This window comes from Paenibacillus sp. GM1FR, from assembly GCF_002803315.1.
Lineage (GTDB): Bacteria > Bacillota > Bacilli > Paenibacillales > Paenibacillaceae > Paenibacillus > Paenibacillus amylolyticus.
The window spans coordinates 41,580-63,694 of the sequence record NZ_MKZL01000008.1 but is presented as its reverse complement, the minus strand read 5'-3'; the positions used below and the strand labels follow the sequence as shown (position 1 = coordinate 63,694).

Annotated in this window: 19 protein-coding genes; 1 reads left to right on the top strand and 18 read right to left on the bottom strand. The window is 47.7% G+C overall.

The genetic code is table 11. The annotated features are described in order from the left end of the window. Nucleotides 1–96: 96 nt before the first annotated feature. Entirely contained in the window at nucleotides 97–309 is a 213-nt protein-coding gene (locus PAEAM_RS04925) for a hypothetical protein (protein WP_036611899.1), read from the top strand. Here the strand turns inward: PAEAM_RS04925 and PAEAM_RS04920 are convergent. The 18 genes from PAEAM_RS04920 to PAEAM_RS04835 all read right to left on the bottom strand — a co-directional run bounded on the left by PAEAM_RS04920 (nucleotide 278) and on the right by PAEAM_RS04835 (nucleotide 22,019). Further along, nucleotides 278–1,084 (bottom strand): MBL fold metallo-hydrolase, encoded by an 807-nt coding sequence (locus PAEAM_RS04920; protein WP_036611902.1) that lies wholly within the window; start codon nucleotides 1,082–1,084, stop codon nucleotides 278–280. The two genes, PAEAM_RS04925 and PAEAM_RS04920, sit on opposite strands and share 32 nt — an antisense overlap. A gap of 6 nt (nucleotides 1,085–1,090) precedes the next feature. Continuing rightward, nucleotides 1,091–1,834 carry a two-component system regulatory protein YycI gene (yycI, locus tag PAEAM_RS04915; RefSeq protein ID WP_017691456.1) on the bottom strand — a complete coding sequence of 248 codons (744 nt, stop codon included), beginning with the start codon at nucleotides 1,832–1,834 and terminating at the stop codon, nucleotides 1,091–1,093. Nucleotides 1,835–2,106: 272 nt separating this feature from the next. Beyond that, entirely contained in the window at nucleotides 2,107–3,387 is a 1,281-nt protein-coding gene (locus tag PAEAM_RS04910; protein WP_076252171.1) for a YycH family regulatory protein, read from the bottom strand. Next, a complete protein-coding gene (gene walK / locus PAEAM_RS04905; protein WP_076216658.1) occupies nucleotides 3,371–5,221 on the bottom strand; it encodes a cell wall metabolism sensor histidine kinase WalK in 1,851 nt (616 codons plus the stop codon). The genes PAEAM_RS04910 and walK overlap by 17 nt, the downstream gene beginning before the upstream one ends. Then, nucleotides 5,221–5,943 carry a response regulator YycF gene (gene yycF, locus PAEAM_RS04900; protein ID WP_017691453.1) on the bottom strand — a complete coding sequence of 241 codons (723 nt, stop codon included), beginning with the start codon at nucleotides 5,941–5,943 and terminating at the stop codon, nucleotides 5,221–5,223. The genes walK and yycF overlap by 1 nt, the downstream gene beginning before the upstream one ends. 247 nt (nucleotides 5,944–6,190) lie before the next feature. Continuing rightward, nucleotides 6,191–7,723, bottom strand: a complete 1,533-nt coding sequence (locus tag PAEAM_RS04895; RefSeq protein WP_100526836.1) for a peptidoglycan DD-metalloendopeptidase family protein — start codon at nucleotides 7,721–7,723, stop codon at nucleotides 6,191–6,193. A 486-nt stretch (nucleotides 7,724–8,209) separates the two neighbouring features. Then, on the bottom strand, nucleotides 8,210–9,019 hold the full coding sequence (locus PAEAM_RS04890; protein ID WP_243391272.1) for a class I SAM-dependent methyltransferase: 810 nt from the start codon (nucleotides 9,017–9,019) through the stop codon (nucleotides 8,210–8,212). Nucleotides 9,020–9,306: 287 nt separating this feature from the next. Beyond that, a complete protein-coding gene (locus PAEAM_RS04885; RefSeq protein ID WP_100526835.1) occupies nucleotides 9,307–10,074 on the bottom strand; it encodes a hypothetical protein in 768 nt (255 codons plus the stop codon). A 222-nt stretch (nucleotides 10,075–10,296) separates the two neighbouring features. Then, the gene (locus tag PAEAM_RS04880) at nucleotides 10,297–11,583 is read right to left on the bottom strand and encodes an adenylosuccinate synthase (protein ID WP_017691450.1); all 1,287 of its coding nucleotides are present in this window, start codon (nucleotides 11,581–11,583) and stop codon (nucleotides 10,297–10,299) included. A 445-nt stretch (nucleotides 11,584–12,028) separates the two neighbouring features. Further along, a complete protein-coding gene (dnaB, locus tag PAEAM_RS04875) occupies nucleotides 12,029–13,390 on the bottom strand; it encodes a replicative DNA helicase (RefSeq protein WP_036611922.1) in 1,362 nt (453 codons plus the stop codon). A 1-nt stretch (nucleotide 13,391) separates the two neighbouring features. After that, a complete protein-coding gene (rplI, locus tag PAEAM_RS04870) occupies nucleotides 13,392–13,835 on the bottom strand; it encodes a 50S ribosomal protein L9 (protein ID WP_036611925.1) in 444 nt (147 codons plus the stop codon). Next, the gene (locus PAEAM_RS04865) at nucleotides 13,832–15,823 is read right to left on the bottom strand and encodes a DHH family phosphoesterase (RefSeq protein WP_076216655.1); all 1,992 of its coding nucleotides are present in this window, start codon (nucleotides 15,821–15,823) and stop codon (nucleotides 13,832–13,834) included. The genes rplI and PAEAM_RS04865 overlap by 4 nt, the downstream gene beginning before the upstream one ends. A gap of 11 nt (nucleotides 15,824–15,834) precedes the next feature. Further along, nucleotides 15,835–16,755 carry a DUF2232 domain-containing protein gene (locus tag PAEAM_RS04860; protein WP_243391271.1) on the bottom strand — a complete coding sequence of 307 codons (921 nt, stop codon included), beginning with the start codon at nucleotides 16,753–16,755 and terminating at the stop codon, nucleotides 15,835–15,837. Continuing rightward, nucleotides 16,752–17,054 carry a MazG-like family protein gene (locus PAEAM_RS04855; protein ID WP_017691445.1) on the bottom strand — a complete coding sequence of 101 codons (303 nt, stop codon included), beginning with the start codon at nucleotides 17,052–17,054 and terminating at the stop codon, nucleotides 16,752–16,754. The genes PAEAM_RS04860 and PAEAM_RS04855 overlap by 4 nt, the downstream gene beginning before the upstream one ends. Nucleotides 17,055–17,319: 265 nt before the next feature. Beyond that, entirely contained in the window at nucleotides 17,320–17,745 is a 426-nt protein-coding gene (locus PAEAM_RS04850; protein WP_017691444.1) for a CBS domain-containing protein, read from the bottom strand. A 184-nt stretch (nucleotides 17,746–17,929) separates the two neighbouring features. Beyond that, entirely contained in the window at nucleotides 17,930–18,964 is a 1,035-nt protein-coding gene (locus tag PAEAM_RS04845; RefSeq protein ID WP_036671869.1) for an LCP family protein, read from the bottom strand. A gap of 242 nt (nucleotides 18,965–19,206) precedes the next feature. Next, a complete protein-coding gene (locus PAEAM_RS04840; RefSeq protein WP_100526834.1) occupies nucleotides 19,207–20,793 on the bottom strand; it encodes an MFS transporter in 1,587 nt (528 codons plus the stop codon). 335 nt (nucleotides 20,794–21,128) lie between these two features. After that, nucleotides 21,129–22,019, bottom strand: a complete 891-nt coding sequence (locus PAEAM_RS04835) for a D-alanyl-D-alanine carboxypeptidase family protein (protein ID WP_100526833.1) — start codon at nucleotides 22,017–22,019, stop codon at nucleotides 21,129–21,131. Between the last annotated feature and the right edge of the window lie 96 nt (nucleotides 22,020–22,115).

Genomic DNA, 22,115 nt, shown 5'->3' with positions numbered 1-22,115 from the left:
ACACAAATGTTAGCGGCAAAAAGAGGAATGTTTTCCATCAAGCCTGACTACAATAATAGTAAAAGACAATTCGAAGCTTAATAGAGGAGGATATATATGGATCGCACACGTACACTTACAGCCATGGATGAAGTTCATATGGCGGCCAAGCTGGCCGATCTCAAGGAAGAACACTATCGCAATACCCTTGCACTCAGCACCATCATTGAACTACTTATTGATAAAGGCATCCTAACCCGCGAGGAAGTTGAGCGCAAAGCCGCCGAACTGGACAGCTTTATGGCTCACCCACCCTATCCCATGGCGTAGGACGATCGTAATACGTATCACAGAGTTTGAACTCATGATCCCGATAAAAACATCCACGGCTCTCCATCGCGTCGCGCACCGACATTTTCGCCAAGTCCATCATATTATGATCTCGGCTAAGATGTGCCAGATACGTGCGCTTGATGCGTCCGTTCATCAGTTCACTAAGCGCTGCCCCTGCCGCTTCGTTCGACAAATGCCCAATGTCGCTCAAAATCCGGCGCTTGGTGTTCCATGGATAACGTCCCATACGCAGTAATTCGACATCATGATTCGCCTCCAGCACCAGCACGTCAGAATCGGAAATCGCTTCACGAACCTTGTCGCTCATGTACCCAAGATCCGTTGCAACAGACAGCTTCTCCGTACCATCATCGAATGTGTACCCTACCGGCTCAGCCGCATCATGCGAGATCCCGAAGGATTCCACGCGCAGTGACCCAAAATCATGCTTTTCACCTGTCTCAAATACCCTCCGGTTTTCCTCTGGAATCGCCCCAACCGACTTCTCCAGTGCCGCCCACGTATTCAGATTCGCGTAGATTGGTAAATTATATTTCCGAGACATCGCGCCTAGTCCTTTAATGTGATCGGAATGTTCATGTGTAACCAGAATCCCGTCCAATTCTGCCCCAGAAATCTCCCTTTCCTGAAACAGTGCATCCAATCGCTTCGCACTAAGACCCGCGTCAATCATGAGAGAGGTACCCCCATGTTGTATGACTGTGGCATTACCTGTCGAACCGCTGGATAACACGGTAAAATATATCCCCATAACGCATTACTCCCCTGGTTTGTCTGTCTTGGGACTGAATACATCCCCACTGATGCCCTGCACGTACAACACTTCGCCACTTTCCAGCACGAACCGCCATGCCGGCATCGCTACCTGTATATCTGAATTGAACAACTGGCCGTAATAGCCCAGCTGAATATCTTTGACAATTGCATCATTTGGCAAAAAGTTCTCGATCAGCGTTCCCAGCGCCTTCGACGCCGGAAGCACCTGCTGATCGCTCTCCTCTGCGGTCGTAATCCGCACTGGAGTCTGACGGTAACCCGTTATTTTCTGGTCGCTGTAGAATAGCTCCAGACTCACATTGAAGAGCGGCCATTTGCCATCGACCAGTGGGTGAAGCACAAAAGCCCCATCCTCGGCCATCAGCTGATCCAGCCGGTATGTTCCGATCTGTGGAATCTCACGCTGCAAAGCATCTTCCAGTTCACTCTGCGAGAAGATCAACTTGCTATCTACAGGCTGTTCCAGCTCCATATCCACGCCCGCCTTGTCCTCTTCAATGAATTCATAGGACAACTTCGGTAGCTTCGGCGTTTCATTCGGAATCGGAGCCAGCACCTGAATGCCCTTCTCTTCCATCGCCTGCTGTGTATTATCTGCCAGTGAGGTGAAGTCCAGATTGGCTCCGGCCGTCTCTCGCGCATCCATCCAGATCTGGTATCCCAGCACCAGATTGAGCAGCAGAAAGGCATAGATCAACACATTTTTCGCCCGTCCCCAATCCAAAACGTTCCCCCCTAACTTAGCTGCTTGCAATACTTTCTCAAGTTGCCTACACCTTCCACCGGAACTGGCCGTTTATAGCCTTTGAACTTAAAGCTATACGATAACGGAGAGGGCAGAAATAACCTGAAGAAGCGGAGCGTTCGCCTTTACCACCAGATTTCTCCCGTGTTAAAAGGGAATTCAAGAAATCTGGGGGTAACAGCGATCGGAAGGTTATTCTGCACGCGTAGTGATAAAGTACAGCTACTCTTTGGTTCAAAGACTATAACCTATCAAGATACGGTAGTTTCCTCACCATTTCCAAAGCGGATCACCCATACCGGGATCAGCTTTAGTCCGTCCTCAATTGAAGAAGGACGATACGCCGGGTAGACATCCACCACCTGGCGATTCTCACCTGCGACCTTTTTAATAAGAGCCTTCAGCTTGTCTCCGCCAGGCAATTTGACCGATTTCTTCGTCTCTGCACCTTCGTTCAGGTATTCCAGCGATCGTTCATAGCTGGATACCGTCTCCTGTTGCATCTCCATGCTGATCGTGCCAAAGCGGAACTGCATGGAATCCATAATCGGATAGCTACCATAATACTGTTGGAATTCAAGCTGCGTCTTGATGTCGGCAGTCTCCAGCATCATGCGCGAACGGCCTTTCCAGCCACCATGCTGATTCACAAAGTCAACTGCAGACAACGCATCCTTCGCGGGATCAATCTGTCCCGCAGGTGGTGCCGCCGGATCGGTGTAACTGATCCAGCGCTGTTCCTGTTTTACCTGCAGACTACGTTTACTATCCGTGTAGATCTCCGATCCATCTTTTTCCCGGATATTCCGGGTCATGCTTGGATCGAAAAACAGACTACGCTGCATTTGCTCAACCGTGAACTGCCCTGTCGGCACATCTGCCTCAATCGTCTCCAGAGCTTCGGCCGGGATATAATACCCGCCATCCATCAGCGTATATGGCGTCCAGTTCGTACCGAAGTCAACATGCTGCTGCACGTCTTGTACTGTCAGGTCCGCCTGCGTTGCTTCGTATACCACGTCTCCCTTGGCGCTGAAGAACAGCGCATGGGCCTTCGTTTCATTTTTGGACGTATAGATCGAGATTCGGTTAATGGTCTCCCCTTGGAACAAGGAATCCGTCCCAAGCCTCATCACCCGCTGTAACAATGCTACGGGAATACCTTCTTTGAACGATAGCTCAAACCCAGGGTTCTCCTTGCGAATCTGATCCCAGTTCACCGATTGCACACTGCGGCGCTGAAAATCATCGAACGCCCGCCCCTGTAACCGCGAATAGATTAACTGATAGAACGTATTGCCAGGGTAAAACACCGTATGTTTATCCTCACCCAGATGAATAATCATCTGATCAGGGAAGATCAATTCTTCAATATTGCGTTCCTGACCCATATTTTCCGTCTTCACATAGTTCGTTTCTGACGTCACAATGGAATCCCCGCCTCCGGGCAAACGGTAGATCAGAAAATAACTCTGAACCAGACTGGCTACAACAAGGGCAGCAAGCACCAAGGATTTAATCCGTTCCTTCACGGTGCTCACCCCCTTTCTCACGCATCGGCAGTGTGAACGTTACTGTCGTTCCCACATCTACTTCAGACTCCAAAGAGATGCTTCCATCATGTGCCTTCACAATTTCCCGGGCAATGGACAGTCCTAGCCCTGTGCCTCCCATACTGCGGGAACGAGCCTTGTCCACCCGATAAAACCGCTCAAAAATGCGATCCAAATCACGCTGTGGGATACCCATTCCCGTATCCGATACCGAGATGGCAAGTGTGTGTTCATCACTGCGTCTAGCCGCAATCGTAATGGTGCCGCCTTCCAATGTATATTTCAGCGCATTGGATACGACATTATCCAGCACCTGATCAATCTGGTCACGATCCAGCGGAACAGCCGGAATATCATTCTCTACAGACAGCACAGGCTGAATATCCTTCTGATGCATCTGAAACGAGAATCGATCCGTCACTTCCTCCAGCATTTCCAGGATGTCTGTTGGCTGTTTACGTAGCAAAGCCTCTTTGGAATCAAGCCGCGATAAATGCAGCAAATCCGTCACCAGTCGTATCATTCGCTCCGTCTCGTTCTGAATAACACCCACGAAACGACCGGCAAGCTGCGGATCTTCCAGTGCACCGTCATCCAGTGCTTCCGCGTAACTCTTGATCGTAGTCAGTGGTGTACGCAGTTCATGGGATACATTGGCTACGAATTCACGCCGGGATGCCTCAAGCTCTTCCTGCTCGGTAACATCCTGAAGTACGGCAATGGTTCCCGTGATTCCCCGTTCACGTCGATGAACCGGTGTGAACGTCATCCGAATGACCACAGGCTCTTCTTGTCCTGCGGGTGCAATCTGCAGCAAAGTTGAACCTGTGAAACCACTCGCGAGGGCTTCCGCATCCTCCGGATCAATGCCGAGTAATATAGCGAAGTGTCTTCCTTCAATATCAGCAGGATGCATACCCAGAATGCTGCTGGCACGACGGTTTACGAGAATAACTTTACCGTACTCATCCGTAGCAACCACACCATCACTCATATTCGTCAGAATGGAGGTCAACTTCTCCTTCTCCTCTTCATTCAGTGAAAGTGCATCCCGAAGCCTGCTGGTCATATAGTTAAAAGCCCGACTGAGCTGACCAATCTCATCCGTGCCAAATACAGGTGTCTGTTGATCAAAGTTACCTTCTGCGACCGCTGTCGCTCTCCGAGTCACTTCCTTAATCGGCTGCGTGATCGTATGGGACAGAATCACGCCAAGCACCGCCGTTAACACCAGGGCAATCAGGATGCCGGAGATAAAGATTTTGTTGATTCCCTCCATCGTGGAATACAGCTCGTTCATGGATGCCGCGATGTAGACCGCACCAATGATCTTGCCGCCGGACAGCACCGGCTTGGCGACGACCTTTTTGCGAACATTATCCTCGTCCACGATATATTCCTCATTGTCCCGAATGCCTTGCAGCGCACGGCTGACGACGGTCTGGGTGTTTTTGCGACCCACATAGTCCGAATGTGAACTTAGCGAGGTCGTGAGTACCTTGCCGCTGGCATCCAGCACCTGAATCTCGGCACCGTTAATGTTGAACAGGTTGTTCACCAGCACACGCAGATTTTCCGTTTTGTCCTCGCCAGCCTCTGCTTCTCCACCAGCCATCGTCTCCCCCACGAGAACCGACAGCATCTCCGCACGCGCCTGCAAGTCTTCCGTAAAGTTGCTCGTTAGTGAGTTCTTCATCGCGCTCACAAAATAAACCCCGATCAATTGCATCGCAATCAGAATCAGCAGTACATAGATAATGATCAATTTCGCCTGAATCGTTCGGAAGAACGAAAATCGCGCGAATCGGCCCATTATATCCCCACGCTTTTGGCACTGCGCACGAGATAACCGAGCCCACGGCGAGTCAGAATCGTTTCCGGTTTGCTTGGATTCTCCTCAATCTTCTCACGCAGACGACGGATCGTGACATCCACGGTACGTACATCACCGAAATATTCATATCCCCATACCGCTTGCAGCAGATGTTCCCGTGTCATAACCTTGCCGGAATGCTTCGCCATATAATAGAGAAGTTCGTATTCACGGTGGGTCAGATCAAGCGGTTCTCCGCCTTTATAAGCCGTATACATGTCCATATCAAACGCCAGATCAAATAGCCGCATGACCTGCTTCTCTTCGTCTTCGTGCGCTTCTGCCGTAATCGCAAGCTTTTGCCGTCTGCGCATCTGTGCCTTCACCCGTGCAAGCAGCTCACGCGTACTGAATGGCTTCGTCACGTAATCATCCGCACCCAATTCCAGACCAAGTACCTTGTCGATCTCGCCATCCTTGGCGGTAAGCATAATGATTGGCATCTCCAGATGAGCGCGCACCTCACGACAGACATCCATACCGTCCTTGCCCGGGAGCATCAGATCCAGCAGCATCAGGTCCGGTTTCTCGGATAACGCCAATTCAACCGCACGAATGCCATCAAATGCACAGATGACCTCGTAACCCTCTTTTTCCAAATTAAACTTCAGAATGTCTGCGATGGGCTGTTCATCATCCACCACCAAAATCTTCCCCTGCATCGGCTAAGTTCACCCCTATATCCTGCTTAATCCGCGTTAGCGTTTATATCTCTCTTCTATGTTTAGCTTGTACCAAGCCTACTTGATTGGTTTCTCTAGTTTGTTGTTTATACTCTCTAGTTTAACATACCTGAAGCACCGTCACATCCCGATCGGAGGGTTGGAAGGTCTTTCATCTGAAAATTTTTTACAGCAGCAAAAAACAAGGCCAGCATTATAGCCAACCTTGCCCTACTTAAGCTCTATATTAGTTCAGATACGTTAACGGATTTTCTACCGTTCCATTCTTAATAATCTCAAAATGCAGATGTGTTCCAGTCGAACGACCCGTGTTGCCCATAACGCCGATACTCTCGCCTTTTTCAACCACTTGTCCAACCTTAACGCCAATGCTGTTCAAATGTCCATACAGTGTTTCGTATCCGTTACGGTGGTTAATAATGATGACATTACCATAGCCGCTTTTCTGTCCTGCAAAAGTAATTACACCCTCATCAGACGCTTTCACATCGCGGTTACCTACCAGATCGACACCTTTGTGCTGGCGACCCCAACGTTGTCCAAAGCTGCTACTCATCGTTGCATTTGATACCGGCCAAGCAAATTCACCTGTGCCCTCACCAACAACTTTTGTTCCGCTAAGGACTACTTCAGTTACAGCTGCTTTAATCACTTCCTGACCAAGCCACTCTTCCTGAACCACTTCACCATTTTCTTTGGTTATACGATACTGCATGCTTTTCAAGCCGCTTTGTCCTGGGCGCACGACTTTAGTTGTACCAGCTTTCAACTCATCACTTTTGCGCACTTCCACTTGCGGTTTGATCTCAATTTGTTCAACAACCTGCTCAACCGATTTAACGGTTACCGCCGGTTTCGGAACGGTCAAGGTCAGTTCGTCTCCGATTTGAAGCGACGTTTCCTTGATGCCCGGATTATGCTTACGAATCTCGCTTTGTGTAATTTCATACTTGGCAGCGATCGAAGAGATCGTATCTCCTTCACGAACCACATAAGTTACAGGCGCGTCTTTACCAACGGTTAAAGCTTTAACCGCCTCGGACACATCCCATATTTTGTTTGGATCAGCCTTCACCACATCCGTCGCTACATCTTCCTTGATGCCTACAGACTTCAGGGTTGTGCTTGGTCCCTCCTCTTTCTTCGAGGAATTAGCCGATACCGACTTCGTCTTAAGCGAACTTCGCACAGCCGATGCCGATATGTATTTGCTCTGCACTTGTTCCAGGATTGCATCAGCTGTTGCCTGATCCTTCACAATACCAATGACTTCACCGTCTACCTTGAGTTCTACACCTTTGGCGTAGGCTGTCAGCATGTCACCCAGTTTGTCCAGCGTCTCGTCACTGTTCACTTCAGGTTTGTACGCTCTTACCGTTTCGGTTGTGATGCCATCCGTGTTCAGCACCATCTCTGCATCCGGATATTTATGTTGATATTCCTCAGTTTTGTCTGTAAATAGTTGTTGTAATTGTGCCTCATCTGCAATGGTACCAATCTCGCTACCTTTAACCATTACTTTATAGTACGGTACGGTGTTTGCAGTAACATATTGTTTGCCTGCGAACCCGAGCGATGCTGCGATGAATACACCACATGCTGCTGTAATGATCCATTTGCGCGAGGCCAGAACGCGCTTCTTATTCACACTGAAGGTGGACATGCTCATGTTGTTTTTGTCTTCGGCCGTCCGGTGTTCCCCGGATTGTTCGTGTACCCGGTCTTTGCCCGGTTGGCGTATGCCTCTGAAACCTTTCATGATTCTCTCCTTTTCAGCACTTCTCAGTTCGCATTTCTGTCAAGACATCACCCATCGTGTCTGTCCCATGCTCGTTGATACTTGTATTGGGTGTCCGCAAAATCAGGACTTTAGCTGCGCTCGTAAAAGTGTCAAAATTTTAACCTTTTATCACACCCGTATACTTTAACACAGGTTTTACACTCATTTCAACTCTACACGTCACACCGCAAAGCCACGCCCCGCTTGCTTTCCCTGAATTATCCATAAGATAGTACGGCTGATCCATCACCCATTATGCCTCAACATCCGCTGTACTATGTACTTTTGTTCGCAAATTAAGACTAGGTTCTAAGACCCAGTGAAATATGCTTTATTTTTCATAAAAATACATATAAAATCCCTCACCAGATCAACTCTGATAAGGGATTACGTAAACAACCTGTTTGTGGTTTATCTTAAACTGGATTTCAGCTCATGCCACAATAGAAATTAACTTTTATGTCTCTATTCTTTGACTGCAAGAATTACAAATCGCTTTTGCTGTACTTCCCAGAATCCATTGTGCTCCATCTCTATATGAATATCCATTAACGGCTGACGGAACTGTTCCACTTTGAAATCAGGTACTTGCCACGGGATGGTCTTCAGATAATAGACCAGTGCGCCTATATCATAGAAACGTTGTGCAGGGGTTGCTTCCCATTGCTCCAGAGTACGGAATCCAGACTGTTCCAGCTGAAGAACAGCACGATCCAGTTCCCATCCAGCGTAATCCGCTGGCATAGGAATGCCGAGCCGATCATTGATCTCCCTGCAATCTGACCAACCTACCTGTTGAGTTAGAAACATTCCCCCTACCGATAGAATCCGCCTAACTTCCCGCTCATCATACGACTCATGCCGATTAAGAATCAGATCGAATTCCCCATCTGTGAAGGGAAGTTGCGAATCATCAGTCACTGGAAGCACCTTCACACCGAGCGGCTGTAAACGTTCCTCTGCAATAGGTATATTGGGGAGATAGCCCTCGGTCGCACATGTGTATGGAGGAAGGGGACGGAGTCTGGACAGCATCTCTCCTCCACCAGTGCCCATGTCGAGCATTCGTTCTGTTTGATTCAACAATCGGCGCGCCATTGTTCCATATGACCAAGGCAACATTCCGCTCTGGAGTCGCCCACTCCCTGTTACATAGCTAAAATCCCAGCCACTAAACGGCTGGTCCGCCTCTTGCAGCCCTTGCTCGTATCGCTCTTTCGCCGCCTCGGCAAACTCTTTTACTGATGGTTCTGAATTAGAATGATATAAGTTCATGTTCAATACAACCTCCAATTAGTGTATTCGTAAACACAAGTCCATCGGTTCTCTTGAAAGCACCTATGAACGGAGGTCCACGAATTGGACTGGAGGTTTCTGCAATGTTGCCTGAACGTTTTTATATGTTGTGTTCTTTACCTTTATATTTCATACACTTTTCCCTCCTACAGGCATTTCCAGAATTTATTTAAATAAATTATATTCAATCATCCTCGACAAGTCCATTACAATATGAATCAGGCGATACCCGTCTTTGAGCACGCCTGCTTTCTCTGTCTATCATCCTATTCTGTCTGCAGTACTTCCATCAGGTTGTCATACTCTTCACTGGTCAGGTACTTCGAGATCACCTGTTCAATCTCACGTAGTTCCTGTTCCGTTAGGCCACCTTCCATGGCGCCTGAGATCTGTTGCATTTCTTTCTGCGGCAGCTTGTTCATGAGCAGGCTGAAGATTTTTTCTTTCTCCTCTGCTGGCAGCTTGTCCTTCGCTCCTGTAATGTCATCCGGTGATACGACAATGGCGTCATTGCCTGAAGAAGCACCGCCGCTGGTCGATCCGGTTCCATTCCCCGAAGCTGAACCACTACCCTGATCTGTTCCTGACTCACTCCCTTTGCCTGTATCCGTTCCATTGTCTGCACTTGCACCTGAGTTTGATCCAGGGGTCGTATCTGTACCTGAGCCTGCACCTGCGCCCTCGCCTGAACCGCTCCCTTGGGACGCATTGTTGCCCGCATCTATGCCAGATTGACCGCTCTCCGTCCCATTCCCCATAACTGAAACAGCATCTTCCGGAACCTGCTCTTCGTCCGCTCCTGTCGGCTGATCTGTCGTCCCATTTCCTGATTTATTCCCCTCGCTGGTTTTACCACCCAAGGCACCTTGGAACATGGCGGTTAACCCCATGGGTTGACCCTCCCACTGAATATTGAAACTCGCGAGTAGCGACTTCGCATATGACTGTACAATTAATCCGGTCGTGAGCAGTGTCAGTGAACTGACCAGCAACACGGTTAGCACGATTTTAACAAACCACACAAGCAACTTCATTCCGTTCTCTCCCTCCGATTATCCCACCCGTCTAACATGCGCATGTCGGGGTCTGTGACTCTACTGTTAACCAGTATTGACGGAAATCTCGGGATTATATCCGAAAAAAACACAAAAAGCCTCCAGTCATCGCTATAAAAGCAACAACTGGAGGCTTAACATGCCTAAATCGGCAGAGGATTCTATTTTATAATTCAAGAAACAATCTCTCTATTTCTTCGATTACTCGTAGATTGGAAGAACTTGATTCGTTTGCTCACGGTTACGACCAACGGAGAAGATGGCAATTGGAATGCCTGTCAGTTCGGAAACACGTTTTACATAATTCTGTGTGTTCACTGGCAGGTCTTCAAGTTTCTTCGCTCCAGTGATATCTTCGCTCCAACCTGGCATCTCTTCGTATACCGCTTCACATTCTGCCAGCATTTTGAGGCTTGCCGGATAGTGTGTGATGACCTCGCCGCGGAATTTGTATCCTGTGCAGATTTTTACGGTTTCCAGACCTGACATTACGTCCAGAGAGTTCAGGGACAGACCTGTAATTCCACTGACACGACGCGCGTGGCGAACAACAACACTATCGAACCAACCTACACGACGTGGACGTCCAGTTACCGTACCGTACTCATGCCCAGTCTCACGGATTTGGTCACCGATTGCATCATGCAATTCCGTAGGGAATGGGCCATCTCCTACACGGGTTGTGTAAGCTTTCGCTACCCCAATGACTTGCTGAATACGAGCCGGGCCTACGCCAGAACCGATACATACGCCACCTGCGGACGGATTGGATGATGTAACAAATGGATAAGTTCCTTGATCAAGGTCCAACATAACGCCTTGTGCGCCTTCAAACAATACTTTTTTGTCCTCATCAATATATTCGTTCAGAACAACCGATGTATCACGTACGTAAGGACGCAGAATTTCGGCATATCCGAGGTAATCTTGCAGAATCTCTTCCACATCAACAGGCTGGCCGCCGTAGACTTGCTCGATGACGCGGTTTTTTTCTTTGACCAGATGACGCAGTTTCAGTTCGAAATCTTCAGCATCCAGCAGGTCAACCATCCGAATACCAATACGAGCTGATTTGTCCATGTAACATGGGCCAATTCCTTTGCCAGTTGTACCGATTTTGTTCGGGCCTTTGCTCTCTTCTTCGAGTGCATCCAGTACCATGTGATATGGCAGGATGATATGTGCGCGCTCACTGATGGACAGGTTCTTCGTTGTAAAATCATTGTCATGAATATAGTTAATTTCTTCGATGAGTGCCTTCGGGTTGATAACCATTCCGTTACCAATCACACACGCTTTATCCGTGTAGAAAATCCCTGATGGAATCATCGTCAGTTTATATTTTTTGTTATCAATCAGAATTGTATGACCCGCATTGTTACCACCTTGATAACGAGCCACCACATCAGCGCTCTCCGCCAAATAATCCGTGATTTTACCTTTTCCTTCGTCTCCCCATTGCGTTCCCACTACAACTACCGTTGACATAGTTAACATTCCTCCGTGGGTGCCTTGCGCACCTTTGTATTGGTCTGTCCGTCCTCTATCCCGGCAGGCGTGTTACGCAATAAACCGACTGAGAAGCGTGCTAACGGACAGTAAAAATGTCCTTCCGTTACATTCAAGGGAAGGTTTGCGCTGCTTTAACGCAGCAGTATTAGTGTACCAGTACCCTTTTTCAAAGTCAAATCAAATGGCGAACAATTAGATATAGTACAACCGTAATGTTCGGGATTTACCCATTATTTCAACACAAAAAACCGGAGACTTCAGTCCAAGCTTGCTTGACTGCTATCACCGGTTCAAGGATACCCATTTTAATGTGAATCTATATCTGGTATTTATCACACATGTTTGCGTTCAGTTGCTCTAATGGTTGATCTTCGGGACAGACGATTCTGGCTTCTTGATCAAAGCCGTCAGCACCTGCCCATTACATCGCGAAGGCGTCATTGTGCGCCCTCTCGTAATTGACGAATTTATTAAAGTTTTTCAGGAAGACCAGTTCCACCGTACCTACCGGACCGTTACGCTGTTTAGCGATAATGATCTCGATAATATTTTTCTTCTCGGTCTCCTGGTTATAGTAGTCATCCCGGTATAGGAACGCTACGATGTCGGCATCTTGCTCGATCGAACCCGATTCCCGCAAGTCACTCATCATCGGACGTTTGTCCTGACGTTGCTCTACACCCCGGCTCAGCTGGGACAAGGCAATAACCGGAACTTCCAGTTCCCGGCCAATCTGTTTCAGTGTACGTGAAATCTCGGATACCTCTTGTTGACGGTTCTCCCCTGCTTTACCACGACCACTAATCAGTTGAAGATAGTCAATCAGGATCATACCGAGGCCTTTCTCTTTCTTCAGGCGACGGCATTTGGCACGAATATCCGCTACGGTAATCCCTGGCGTATCATCTATGAAGATGTTGGCTTCTGACAAAGCTGCAATACCCATCGTCAGCTTCTGCCAGTCTTCATCACCCTTGAAGTCACCCATACGCATTACGCTGGCATCCAGGTTGGCTTCAGCACAGATCATACGTTGCACCAGCTGGGCAGCTGACATCTCCAGACTGAAGATGGCTACCGTCTCCTGGGCCCGAATGGCTACGTTCTGAGCGATATTCAGGGCGAAGGCCGTCTTACCTACGGAAGGACGGGCCGCTACAATGATCAAGTCACTGCGCTGGAATCCGGCAGTCATCTTGTCCAGATCGATAAACCCGGACGGAATACCTGTTGTTGTACCCTTATTCTGATGAAGTGTTTCCACACGATCGAATACTTCCATCAGTACGTCCTGTATGGCTATAAAACCACTACTGGAGCGACGGTTGGAGATCTCCAGAATGCGACGTTCAGCTTCTCCGAGCATCGCTGCAACATCTTCTCCGCCTGTATATCCTTCGCTCACGATCTGTGTTGCCGTACGAATCAGGCGACGCAGCATCGATTTCTCTTCGATAATCTGAGCGTAATAGTCTACGTTCGCGGCTGTAGGTACACCATGGGCTAGCTTAGCCAGATAACTAACGCCCCCGATGTCCTCCAACTCACCTTTATCCTTCAGAAGCGAAGTCAGTGTAACAAGGTCAATCGGTTGATTTCCCTCACCAAGCTGGATCATCGCTTCAAAGATTAATTGATGGGGTTTATCATAGAAATCCTCGGTTTGCACCCGTTCCATCGCTGTAATCAGGGCCTCGCCCTGCAACAGGATTGCACCCAGCACGGCCTGTTCGGCTTCCAGGTTCTGCGGGGGAATCCGGTCGAATAACATTTCTCCGCCCATCTTACTCTTCCGTTACCTGTACCTTCAAGGTTGCCTTCACTTCAGGGTGAACCTTGACAGTTACTTGTGTTACGCCGAGTGTACGAATAGGCTCGTCCAGCTCAATTTTGCGTTTGTCTACTTTCAGACCCTTTTTAGACAAAGCTTCTGCGATCTGTTTGCTAGTAATGGCGCCAAACAGACGACCACCTTCGCCGGACTTGGCTTTCAGTTCAGTCACTTCTGCTTCCAGCTTTTTCGCAAGTGCTTCCGCTTCCGCTTTCTCTTCCTGTTTGAGTCTTTCTTCAGCCGCCTTCTGGTTGTCCAGTGTCTTCATGTTGCCGTCTGTTGCCAGACGTGCGATTCCCCGTGGCAATAGGAAGTTCTGTGCGTAACCCTCAGATACTTCTTTCACTTGCCCTTTCTTGCCTTGACCCTTCATATCTTTTATAAAAATGACTTTCATTCGAACAGCCCCTCTTCCTTTTCGATTTCAGCCAGTACGTTCGTCAGCCGTTTTTCTGCCTCTCCAAGCGTTCCTTCAAGCTGCACGGCAGCATTCGTCAAATGTCCGCCACCGCCCAGTCGTTCCATGACAACCTGAACATTCATGCGCCCCAGCGATCTCGCGCTGATGCCAATCAGTCCATCCGGACGCTCACTAATTACAAATGAAGCGACCACGTCAGTCATGTTCAGCAATGTGTCCGCCACCTGGGCGATCATCATCTGTGAAATCTTGCTGCCAGGGTCGGTGACCGCCAGCGCAATGTTTCCATATACCATTTTAGCATGCTTTATGATTTCTGCCTTAGCAATATATTCTGACAGATCCTCTTTCATCAACCGCTGGATCATAATGGTGTCCGCACCGCTACGGCGCAAGAAGCCTGCTGCTTCAAACGTCCTGGACCCGGTGTGCAGTGCAAAATGCTTCGTATCCACCGTAATCCCGGCAAGTAGAGCCGTAGCTTCTAGCGGAGTGAATTGTACCTTATCATGAATGTATTGCAAGAGTTCTGTTACCAATTCGGCAGCAGAGGACGCATAAGGTTCCAGATAGATCAACACTGCGTCATTGATGAACTCTTCACCCCGGCGATGGTGATCCACTACTACGACACGGGTAGCAGACTGTACCAGTTTCGGCTCCATGGTCATGGAGGCCTTATGCGTATCGACCACCACCAGCAACGTGTGCTCGGTCATCATCTGGGTTGCCTGTTCCGGTGATACAAATGCTTTGGACAACTTCTCGTCCTTGTTCACTTGCTCCATCATGCGTTCAATCGATGGATTAATTCCATCCAGAACAATCCGTGCTTCCACATTGTACAGACTGGCCGCTTTCCACACTCCGATGGATGCGCCGATCGCGTCCATATCCGGAATTTTGTGCCCCATGATGAGCACCCGGTCGCTCTCCTGCATCAGATCACGCAGCGCGTGCGCAATAACGCGGGCTCTTACCCGTGTCCGTTTCTCCACTGCGTTAGACTTGCCGCCATAGAAAGACAGGCGTTGTCCGGACTTCACGGCAGCCTGATCACCACCACGTCCAAGTGCCATGTCCAGACTGGACTGTGCCAGTTCTCCCATCTCACTGATGCTATCCGATCCAAACGCCAGTCCAACACTGAGTGTCATTGGCACTTTGAGGTCAGCAGTCATCTCCCGAACTTCATCCAAAATGACAAATCGGCTCTGCTCCAGTTCCTGCAAAGACTTATGATTCAGCATCAACAGATAACGATCAGAAGACAGACGGCGCAGGTACACTTCGTACCGCTTGGCCCATGACGTAATCTCGCTAGTCACACGGGCAATCAGCGCTGTACGCTGTTGATCGTCCATGCCTTGGGCAGCCTCGTCCAGATTATCCAGAACGAGAATTCCCAATGCAAGGCGTTCATTTTCATATTTATCACGAAGAATGGCTAGCTCCGTAATCTCGTATACATATACATACCGCTCCTGCGGGTTATGAATAACTCCATAATGCCGATCATCCAACTGGAATTCGTCATGCAACTCCTTGGATGAATGTTCCTTCGTCCCATCCTTCTTCTCTTTAGGCTGAGGAAGTTTGGGAAACATATTAAGTAGCGGATTACCCACCATTGTCTTCTCCTGGAACATCTCCGCGACAAAGCGGTTATGCCACTCTACCGTACGATCTTCGCTGTACAGCACAATTCCGAATGGAAGCATGCTGACCGCTTCCCCCTCCATCCGTTTGATCCGAATAGATAGGCCATTAATGTAGTCGTTAAGCTCACGGCGGAACGCGAGCTCCGCCTTAATCATGACGATTCCCAGCGCCGAAGCCAGTATCAGACTAATCAAACCAAGCGTCCAGTTATAAATGGTAACGAACATAACGAGCAACAGCAGCAGTATGAACGCCCATACGGTATAGTAGCCGTGCCAGCGTTTCTTCAGAAATTTAGGCATGACTCATCACCCTATCGTTTTGATTTCGATATTGCCTCACGAAGCGGGAACGCCAGATCGATAATTCCGATAATCCGAAGCGGACCAATGAAGAAGACCGCAGCCGCCAGGAAATATGGTATAACCGGATTCCATTTCTTTGTATGTGAGAGAAAGAAGAAGAAACCGATCGCTTGAATCATGAAGCCCAGATTGATTAACGGCGACAGATTCATGGCAATCATGGTCCAGTACGTTCCATCACTTTGTCTGGAGATCACTTCGATCAACAGTGCAAGGAAATAATACCAGATCAATGCACGCGGCATACGCCACTCTCTCGCTGGTGGAAGCTTCGATACCACCACACCCATCACGTTCAGAATCGGACGAGCTATGGCGTGTGTAATAAAGGCCATTACCATCGATGTGACAACGAGAGCAAACGGAATCATAAGCTGTGTTTGTTTGGCAACATCCTCGGTCATCTCAGGTGTCCATGCAAACCCGTTGATCATCTGATTCGATGTATTGGTTAACGGTTCAATGGTCAATTTGACCACATCTTCAATATAACTGGACAGGTCGAATTGGAAAATGACACTGCCGACCAAGAGCAACAACAAGTATTCTGCCAACATCATGCCACTTCCCGCCATCAGGGCGAACAGGGCTGATTTGCGTGTTTTATACGCGTGACCCATAACGATCGCAGGCAGGGTAAAGATGAGCAATAGTAACAGATAGATGGGGTGGAATACGACCAAAATAACGGCTACGGGCACGAGATGCCATATAAATGATTTTAAAGATAATGAAGCATACAAAATAACTCCCGGAATCATCATAAAAAATATGGCAAGTACCGATAAAGGAGTTAACAGCGAAAGTAGCAAGAGCAGATAAACTGCGCTCCAAACAGCTGATTTAAAGCTAAATTTCAACAAATTCACCTCTTACGCATATGATCTTCTAGCGCGGAAATATCCTGGTACCAGTCTTCAAGCTGGTGACCTTCCTGTTTATGCTTTTTCAACTTCTCAACTAGCAGTGCATCCAGATCCTTGAAAGGAATACCGAGCCTGCGGCCCAATATGTAACTACTCATAATCAAACTGGCAAGACTGTCCCCGATTCGAGTTGTACTGCCTTCCCATAACGCCTTGAATAATCGGGATACCTGATCAAGCACTTCGGTTTTCAGCCATTCAATCACTTTAGCGCGTTTGGCTACATCCAGTTCTTTAGGCATATTGGCGAAAGTCACTCTCCCCCGAAAAAGCTTTATTCTCGATTATAGCATAAAAAGAGGGCCCGCAAAATTACCCCAAAAAACGGAGAAGTTCTCCGAAACTGATGTCAGGTACTTATGCGGAGTCCTCCGTACATCCTATCGACCTATATATTTGTAAAAAACTTCGAATCCGCCCCTGATTCAGGACTTCTTAAGTTTAACATGATACCGGACGGCTGTGATTATCCCTAATGAAACAATAATGTTTAAATTCGTAACAGACTTACTTAGCCTTGATCGATTCTTTGGCTACAATGCCCTCGCAGTACTCAATAATCTGACTCCGTCTGACAATACCAATGAACCGATCCATATCATCGACCACAGGAACAAAGTTCTGAACTTTAGCCAGATTAATCAGGTCCTCCATGTTGGCGTTAATGGATACAGGTTTAATATCCAAGCGAAGGGGAACATCCTTGAGCAAGAACTTTGAAGCGTTTTCAAATGAAATCTTTCCCTCGGCATTCTTCATATACCACAGTAAGTCGCCTTCGGTAACCGTACCAATATATTTGCCCTCTTTATTCAAAATGGGTACCGCCGTAAAACGATGATATTCCATCCGTTCCAACGTTTGCCGCAGCGTAGAATCCGACGTCACGCACGTAACCTCTTGTTTGGGTAGCAAAAAAAATGCGATGTTCATACCCTTGTGTATCCTCCTTGTGAATTTCTTCGTTCAACTTATCTCGCTCAACTTATATTATACGGATTAGAACGCAGGATGTTCCAAAAGGATAATAGTTCTCAATACAAAGAAAAAAAACAGCAGCCCGCGAATAAACGTACTGCTGATTGTGGTCTACAACACATCATTGGTATGGAATTGGTTATTCAATCTTTTGCCGGTCAGGGATCATGACTTCACCGGCTGGGGTCGATTGATCCATCCAGTTGTTAATCAGCTCTTTGGCATATTGGACATCTTTCTCGTCAGCCTGACCATAATAGATACCGTCTTTTTTCATCCCCTCACCCAGGATGGTGAAGCTTGAAATCTGTGGTTTCTCCTGAGTAAGCACTTGTTTAGCCAGATCAATAATGAAAGAAGCTCGCATATCCGTCTGGAAGCTGTCTCCCATGATCTGAATCAATTCCGGAATTTTGGCGATTTGATTCAAATTCAGCATCTCATTCGCCATCGCGTTCAGGAAAATCTGCTGCCGCTTGGTACGATTAAAATCGCTATCCTCACGGTATCTTACATAATACAGTGCTTCCTGCCCGTCATAGATCGGCTTGCCACCTTCAATCGTGAATTGCACGTGATCCGGATTCTTGTTCACAATGTCCTCATCGATTGGCAGTTTTACACCACCAAGCGCATCAACCACTTTTTTGATTCCGTCGAAGTTGATCGTTGCATAATAACCCACATCAGCATCAAGAAATTTCTCCACGGTATTGATGGACATATTCTCCCCACCAAAAGCATAGGCATGCGCCAGCTTATCATAATCATCTTCGCCGTCCTTGTTGGCATCCCGTCCTACAATCTGCACATACGTATCACGTGGAATCGATACCAGAAGTACACGGGATTCCTTCGGACGTACTACAGCATAGATGACGGTATCGGAACGACCACGCGTTTTCTCATAGGCGCGTTTATCCGAACCGAGCAGTAATACGGAGAAAGGTTCCTTACGGTATACCGTTGGATCAGGCGTGTTGTTGCCTTCCTGCGGTACATAAGAACGGGATAACTGATCTTCTACCGAACCGGCGAGAAACAGATCAAATGCCGCTACAGCCAGTTGCTGACGGAACAAATACCCTCCGATTAACAAAACAACAAGTGAAACGAGCGTTATATATAGGCCTTTTCTTCTTTTCTTCTTCTTATCCTTAGTTCTGCTTTTCATCCATTGATTCCTTCTTCACTATCAAAATGATAATCCATAATACCAATTAAACGTCTGGGATGCCTTGTGACTCGGTGTTCACTGAAGTTTTCTCTCTCTTGAATCAAGACACCGCTTACGCTCGTTCTATTGTAATCATTGCAGGAGCAAGAAAAGTTACAATCCGGTTAAATTGAAAAGAACAGCGACTCCTTTTTAGCTACAAAAGGTGCACTGTTCTCTTCATTTCTTACGTTATCGAATCAGTTTGTGGATATACTTTCCACATGTTGGCTCTTCTCTTTTTGACGCAGACGTCCCGTTATAAGCGCAGCTACCAGCGTAAGCACACTGAATACCACCGCAGACCAGAAAAGGCCATTATAACCCTGCCCTGTCGTTTGATGCACTGCCTGGAGCAACACATCACGGATGCCTTCATCAGGAATCTGGGACAGGCCCTCTGTCAGACTGGAGACATCACTCCCTGCTGCTCCACCCGATGCATATTGCTCCAGCATCTCCGGAGGCACCTGAATTCCTTTGTCAGCGAATCCTGCCTGAATGTTGGACCCCAGATTAACGAAAGAACGTGCCAGGAATCCAGCGAAAATCGTAGGTGCAATAGCCATCGCCATCTGGCGGAATAACGAACTGGTCGCTACCGCGATGCCTTTGTTGTTCTCCCCCGCCTGTTCCGTGACAAGTACGTTAACTGGCGCACCAAGCATCATGCCGAAACCGATACCTACGAGTGTACTCGCGATGACAAATTGCCAGATATGCTCCACCCATAGCGGGAACAGCAGGAATCCAATGGCAGATAACAGCCCCGCAACCGATAACGTCCAGATCGGCCCTTTGCGGTCAACGAGGTATCCACCTCCACCTGCCCCGATGCCAGATGCCAGCGCAAGCGGAGTAAACCAGTACCCGGAAGCCGTATTGGATACGCCGAGATATTGCTCAACAAATCCGGGAATAAAGATCACCGAGGCCAGAATGGCTCCGGAGAAAAAGGCAATCAACAGCGTCCAGCGAAAGGACGCAATGCCCAGAAGCTGTGTCGATACAACAGGTTCACGTTCAGATCCTTCTAGCCTTTTTTCCATGAAGTAAAAGAGCACCAGAATGATCACACCTGCCAAGAAAAAGCCGTAGAACATCGGTGATCCCAGGCTTTGAAGCATGTTCACACCGTCCAGATTGCTAAAGCTATACATTAAACTGAGTACACCCAACGTTAGGACAGCAATACCGCTCCAGTCCACTGCTGCACGATTCAGTTCCTGCTCTTCCTGAATAAATCGAATACCTGCTATGAATAGCAGAATGGCGATAGGCACGTTAATCAGGAATAACCAATGCCAGTTGCCAGTCAGATCCAGTATAAAAGCACCGACATTGGGTCCCAAGATAGCGGCAACACCATTCATCCCTCCCAGCAGACCCAAGGCTGTACCTTGTCGCTCCGCCGGGAACTTGCTTAATACATATGAGCTGGCAATGATAAAAATCCCACCACCGCCCAAAGCTTGAATGACACGAGCAATCAGGAAAAAGGTAAACGATGTGCTCAGCGCGACAAGCAGGGACCCGATCCCAAACAACGCCACTTCAATCAAAAATAGTTTCTTGCGACCATAACGGTCCGACAGTTTGCCTGCAATAGGTACACTCACCGCAAGCCCAAGCGTGTAAAGCGTAATCGTCCATGCTCCCCATGTTGGCGACACACCAAATGATGCATTTAAGGTGGTCAGTGAAGAGGTGATGATCCCATTATCCAGCGCAGCCATAAATACCCCTATGGCAAACAGAACTAGCGGCCATTTCATTTGTTTTTGCATCACATGTTACCTCCCGATCAGATCGTAAATTCAGTATCGTACAGTTGGTTTGGTACATATATATTAAACCGAGTTGAATAATAATGACTCACTGGTCATTTTAAAACAAAAGAAAACCATATGTCAATTTAATAATATGGTTATATGGATCAATTTACCTCCAATTCGATAAAATAGAGCTACCACATGTTCAGTCGAACCTGCGGACAGCCCTCATATCTTATCTAACGTACTAACGCTTGCGTAATGTCAATAATCTGGTCTGACTCGGTTTGTTTGACAGGTGGATCATTGGCGCCCTGAAGGTCTCTTTGATGATGCCTATGTACGCCTTTTTATTTTGAGCCCGAAAACCCATAGTTGAATAACTTCCGAGTCTCCACAAAACGCCCTTCACGAGTATCTGTTCCAAATACAACTGATATCAGCCTTTTGCCATCACGTTCAGCTGTCCCCACAAAATGATATCCGGAATCTTCATCATACCCGGTCTTTAATCCGTCATTCCCATCGTAAGCATACGGCCCGCCAATAGAGGACAACATCCAGTTCGTGTTACTCATGTACATCCCTTTTTGATGCATTGATACTTGCATTTGACTGGAGATTCTTAAAATCTCGGGATGGTTATTCAGCAGATATCGCGCAAGCTTGCATGCATCTATAGCCGTCATTAAGGTCTGCCCTTGTATATCCATTGGACGGTTAGGACCAAGCAACTTTTCACTGAGGCCCGTTGAATTCGTGAATTGTGTATCCTCAGACAGCCCAATCTGAGTTGCTTTCTGATTCATCTGTTGCACAAACTTCTGCTCTGTACCACTGATATGTTCAGCCAGAGCAACCGCTGCATCATTGGCTGAATAGACAGCTATGATCTCGAACAACTCCTGAACGGTGAATTGCTCTCCTTGTTTCAGGGTCAGTTGACTGCCTCCCACGGAGCTGGCATACAGACTCACATTAACAAGATCATTCCAGCCTATATCACCATTGATCACGGCCTCCATTACTAACAGTTCTGTCATCAACTTACTGACGCCTGCCGGAGCAATCTCTTCGGAGCCGTTAAAATCCATTAAGATCTGTTCAGAGTTCATATCCATTAGTACCGCAGATTCAGCTTTAATTCCCGGTTTGCCTACCAGCATGTCCGGTTTCACACCCAAATATATAATAAGCAAGAGAGCTAGCAGCATACCTGCCCGTTTCCACCATTTTTTCATAAGATGATCACCTCTTACCTATATAGACGAAGTAAAGAGGCATTTTGTCTGCACTTTTTTGAAAAAAAGTTAAATTTTTTTTATTTTTTGGTTACA